A 4,960-nucleotide genomic window follows, 5' to 3' on the forward strand; every position below is an offset into this window, starting at 1 on the left:
TATAAATCCACACCAAAAAGTATAGAGCCAAATTAATAAGGACATCCCAATTTTTCTTAGAATAAAAAACAAAGACACCGTCTGAATCATTGTCAGGCGGTGTCCTTTTTACGTCTTGTTGAGGAAACCTTTAACCTCTAAAGTAAAAGAGGCCACTATATAATTTAGGTTCAAACCAAGTACTTTTTGGGGGCATAATACCGGATTCGTCAGCGACAGTAAACAGTTCTTGAATAGCAGTGGGGTGCATTGCAAAGGCAAGCGGGTATTGTTCTAACTCTTGCAATGCACGATTCCCACCGACAAAATCAATCCGTTCATCAGTCCTAATATCTTGAATGTTAAGAATAGGCTCTAAAATTTGTTGGCTCAATAAAGTAGCGTCTAAAGCTTGTGGGTCATGTGTTTTTAATCTTAGTTGATACCATTGTTGATTTAACCATAAACCAACCGTACCTTTTTCAGTCGGTTGGAACGGCGCCTCAACAGCTTCTATATCAAATTCTTGGTTCAACTTTTCAACGAGTGCTTCTGGATTGTAAGGTGATAGATCACTAATGACACGGTGATAAGGCAGAATTGCCATTTCTTCCTCAGGGAAAATGACGCTCATGACTTTGCCATTGCCGACTGTTGCACTGGCTCTCACGGCAGCGGCTGTTCGATGATGTCCGTCGGCGATATAGATGGCAGGCATCTCAGCAAAATATTGGCTAATTGCCTCTTCAAATTCATGTGGAACGATGGTGATGGATTGATAGACGTCTTCTTCACTTTTAAACTCGATGATTGGCTGGGTGGTTTTTTGAATTTCTTCCACGACGGCTTTCAATCCGGGATGGCGTTTATGAACTAAAAAGATGGGACCGGTTTGGGCGCCTAGTTTTTCGATATGGCGTACGCGATCGTCTTCTTTTTCTTTACGTGTTAACTCGTGTTTTTTGATTAAATGATGTTGATAATCTTCAGCCGTGAAGCCTGCGATGATACCGGTTTGTTCGTGCGTATTGGTTTTTAATTGGTATAAATAATATTGTGCAGGTTGCAGTGGATAATACGTCAATTCACGTTGTTGTAATTCATCATGAGCTTTTTGATACACTTTCGCATCATAAGGCGAAGTCCCTTCAGCAAAGAAGGTTTCCGGTCGATCAATACCGATAAAGGCTAAAGGATGCTGTTGGACATAGGCCCGCGCTTCTTGTTCATTAAAGACATCATAGGGTAGGGAAGCTAATTGCTGAGCAAATTCAGGTTGTGCTAAATGTAAACTTAAGGGTGAAATATTAACCATGTTCTCCTCCTTTGATAATACGAATGCGACAAATACCATCGCCATTGGCTAAGTCTTCTTTAAAATGTTCAATCGAATTGCCATCGATATCCATTATCGAATAGGCATAGCCATCTTTACTTTGATTCATAAAATTCACAATATTAATGTCACGATTACCTAGCCAGGTCGTTAAACGACCAATCATATTGGGCTTATTTTCATGGAGAATACATAAACGCGTATACGCGCCAATCGGACCAATTGAGCAATTAGGAAAATTCACTGAATTAATGATATTACCATGTTCAACATACTGTCTTAATTGGCTAACTGCCATTTTCGCACAATTATCTTCCGATTCAGTCGTCGTAGCCCCAATATGTGGCGTAATGATGGTGTTAGGTAAACTAGCAGAAGTCGGATTAGGAAAATCAGTGACGTATTTCGCAATATGCCCTGATTCTAAGGCAGGACGTAAGGCTTCTTCATCAATTAAGGTATCGCGGGCATAATTTAATAAGACGACCCCTTTTTTAAATAATTGTACCACTCTTGCATCAATCATTTTTTCTGTGGCATCGACTAAAGGTAAATGCAAGGTAATATAGTCCGATTGAATATAAATATCCTCAATATTCGAAATGTGTTCAACTTCGTGTGAAAGGTTCCAAGCGGATTTTACTGAAAGAAAGGGGTCGTAGCCTAAGACTCTCATTCCTAAGGCTAAGGCAGCATTTGCTACTAAAACACCGATAGAACCTAAACCGATGACGCCAAGTGTTTTGCCGGCTAATTCATTGCCATTAAAAGCTTTTTTGGCTTGTTCAGCAAGTTTGGCAATGTCGGCTTCATCTTTTGAGGCTTTAACCCAATCAACACTTGACAATACATTACGAGAGGCGATGATCATGCCTCCGAGTACTAATTCTTTCACACTATTCGCATTCGCTCCGGGCGTATTAAAGACGACGATCCCTTTTTTAGTATATTCATCTAAAGGGATATTATTGACCCCAGCACCGGCTCTCGCAATGGCCACTAATTTTTCAGGAAAGTCTAAATCATGAATATTAGCACTACGAATAAGTGCAACTTTTGCGTCACTTAAGTTATTGGTTTCTTGATATTCTTCTTCGAATAAGTTTAGGCCTTTTTGTCCAATGGGATTAAATAAATAATAATCAAACATATTATCGGTTCTCTCTTTCAAATTTTTCCATAAAATCAACTAATGCTTGTACACCTTCCAAAGGCATCGCATTATAAATACTAGCGCGCATTCCACCCACTAAACGGTGACCGGCTAGGTTTACTAAATGATGGTCGCTCGCTTCTTTAATAAATTTTTTATCCAGCTGTGGATCACCAGTCACAAACGGAACATTCATTAATGAACGATCGTTCTTATTAACCGGATTACTAAATAATGCACTTTGGTCAATATAATCATATAGTAATTGTGCCTTTTTAATATTTTTCTGTTGAATTGCGCTTAAACCACCTTGATCTAACAACCATTTAAAAACGAGTCCACAAATATAAATCGTATAAGTTGGTGGCGTATTATACATTGAATCATTATCAATATAAGTATCGAACCGGTTCATGGTTGGTACATTGTCACTGATTTCAATTGGAATGATATCTTTATTAATAATGGATAATCCAACGCCAGCAGGTCCAATATTCTTTTGTACACCACCGTATATCATACCGTATTGAGTGACATCAATCGGTTCTGATAAATAACAAGAAGACATATCAGCTATTAAAGGAATGTCTTTAGTGTTTGGTAATTGTTTAAATTTAGTACCGAAAATAGTATTGTTTTCACAAATGTGGACATAATCAGCTGTTTCATTGAATTGAATTTTTGAAACGTCTGGTATGTAAGTGAAATTTTTATCTTCAGAACTAGCCACGATATTGATATAACCAAATTTTCTCGCTTCTTGTGCAGCTTTCTTTGAAAAATTTCCGGTTACAATATAGTCGGCTGATTTTTTTGGCATTAAATTTTGAGCAATCATGCCAAACAATGCACTGGCTCCTCCAGGTGTAAAAATAATTTCATAATTATCTGGAATATGGACTAATTTTTTTAAGTTAGTTTTTGTTTCTTGAAAAATATCATTATAAACGGAGGAGCGATGACTCATCTCCATTACCGATTGGCCACTGCCTCGATAATCTAATAATTCTTGGGACGCTTGTTGCAATACCTCTTCGGGTAACATCGCTGGCCCAGCAGAAAAGTTAAATGTTTTTCTCATCCTGACGACTCCTTTATAATGTTTTGTATAATCATAACGTAAACTAGCAGTTAATTCAATGGGAATTATTATTTAAATGAGAAATTGATTAAAATGGTTGACAGAATCGAGTGTTTAATTTATTATAAACTCATATTAATTAATAAAAACATTTTTGGACTAAGAGATTCGGGATATTTTCAAGAGAGTTTGCGGTTGGTGCGAGCAAATAGATGAACGAATGAAGACACAGCCAGTAATAAAATGTATGGTCGCAACATTATAGCGCGAGAAATATTCTCATTGAGGTAATAAGTGTGAGCTTATTATAAATAAAGGTGGAACCACGTTAAGACGTCCTTTACCCATATTCGGGTAGAGGGCGTATTTTTTTAGGATAGTCGACTGTCTCAATCAATTTAAAAAAGGAGCATATAGTATGAAAAAGATCAAAAGAATGTTAGTGGCGGTTTTAGGTTTAATGGTTGCATCTCCCGTTGTAATGGCGGCAGAACCCATGATTAATAAAGAAGATAAAGTAGTTGTCGGTTTTGATGATACCTTTGCGCCCTTTGGCTTTAAAGATGAAAAAGGCAATATCGTTGGTTTTGATGTTGATTTAGCAAGCGCCGTTTTTGATAAAATGGATGTGGAATTTGAATTTCAACCGATTGACTGGAGTACCAAAGAAACCGAATTGAATACCGGCAGTATCGATATGATTTGGAATGGCTATACAATTACTGATGAACGTGAAAAAGTAGTCGCATTCTCTGATGCTTATATGGATAATCGTCAAGTCATTATTATTAAAGCGGATAATGATATTGAATCGAAAGCTGATTTAGCTGATAAAGTGGTCGCAACTCAAGCAGAATCTTCCGCCTTAGAAGCCATTTTAGCAGATGAAGCCTTTACCAAAACCATCGATGGCGCAACACCGATTACCTATGCGACCTTTGTAGAAGTTTTCGCTGATTTAGACAATGGCCGAGCAGATGCGATTGTCGTTGACGAAACACTGGCTACTTATTATCTAAGCCAAAAAGACAATGCCGATAGCTACCGTATTTTAGAAGATAATTTCGGTGAAGAAGAATACGCCGTTGGTTTTAGAAAATCGGATAGTGAATTTGTAGAAGAATTCAATGCCGCTTTAAAAGCAGTAACCGAAGACGGTATATTTGATGAAATTAAAGCTAAATGGTTTGTAGAGATTAAAGAATAATCAGGTTCATTGAACAAAGAATCATTATCCAAAATGGTATCACTATAATCACGAACTTGAATATTACGATTAGCTTTCTACAAGTGGCAAGATAGGTTTGATAATGATTAGTTGATAAAACTGGCATTATTTCGGCGTTTTGTTGGTGCCGAATGAATGATTTCTAGTAAGTTTAGCTGAACTGCAACGTTCAATGATAGTCAA

Annotated in this window: 4 protein-coding genes; 1 reads left to right on the plus strand and 3 read right to left on the minus strand. The window is 37.3% G+C overall.

Annotated elements, in window-relative coordinates:
- Positions 1 to 130 precede the first annotated feature (130 nt).
- From HMPREF2811_RS03625 to serC, 3 genes are read right to left on the minus strand one after another with little or no spacing between them, the layout of a single operon-like run.
- Positions 131 to 1,294, minus strand: coding sequence for a DUF1015 domain-containing protein (locus HMPREF2811_RS03625; protein WP_066124554.1), 1,164 nt, complete (start codon positions 1,292 to 1,294; stop codon positions 131 to 133).
- Entirely contained in the window at positions 1,287 to 2,504 is a 1,218-nt protein-coding gene (locus tag HMPREF2811_RS03630; protein ID WP_246829806.1) for a 3-phosphoglycerate dehydrogenase family protein, read from the minus strand. The genes HMPREF2811_RS03625 and HMPREF2811_RS03630 overlap by 8 nt, the downstream gene beginning before the upstream one ends.
- A complete protein-coding gene (serC, locus tag HMPREF2811_RS03635) occupies positions 2,467 to 3,549 on the minus strand; it encodes a 3-phosphoserine/phosphohydroxythreonine transaminase (protein ID WP_071408150.1) in 1,083 nt (360 codons plus the stop codon). The genes HMPREF2811_RS03630 and serC overlap by 38 nt, the downstream gene beginning before the upstream one ends.
- Positions 3,550 to 3,967: 418 nt before the next feature.
- Here serC and HMPREF2811_RS03640 point away from each other — a divergent pair, with 418 nt between their 5' ends.
- Positions 3,968 to 4,756 (plus strand): amino acid ABC transporter substrate-binding protein, encoded by a 789-nt coding sequence (locus HMPREF2811_RS03640; protein WP_071408151.1) that lies wholly within the window; start codon positions 3,968 to 3,970, stop codon positions 4,754 to 4,756.
- Positions 4,757 to 4,960 lie beyond the last annotated feature (204 nt).

Source organism: Globicatella sp. HMSC072A10 (assembly GCF_001811625.1).
Lineage (GTDB): Bacteria > Bacillota > Bacilli > Lactobacillales > Aerococcaceae > Globicatella > Globicatella sanguinis.

Coding starts and splice junctions, on each gene's coding strand:
- HMPREF2811_RS03625 (WP_066124554.1), bottom strand. CDS start 1,294: ATGGTTAATATTTCACCCTTAAGTTTACATTTAGCACAACCTGAATTT.
- serC (WP_071408150.1), bottom strand. CDS start 3,549: ATGAGAAAAACATTTAACTTTTCTGCTGGGCCAGCGATGTTACCCGAA.
- HMPREF2811_RS03640 (WP_071408151.1), top strand. CDS start 3,968: ATGAAAAAGATCAAAAGAATGTTAGTGGCGGTTTTAGGTTTAATGGTT.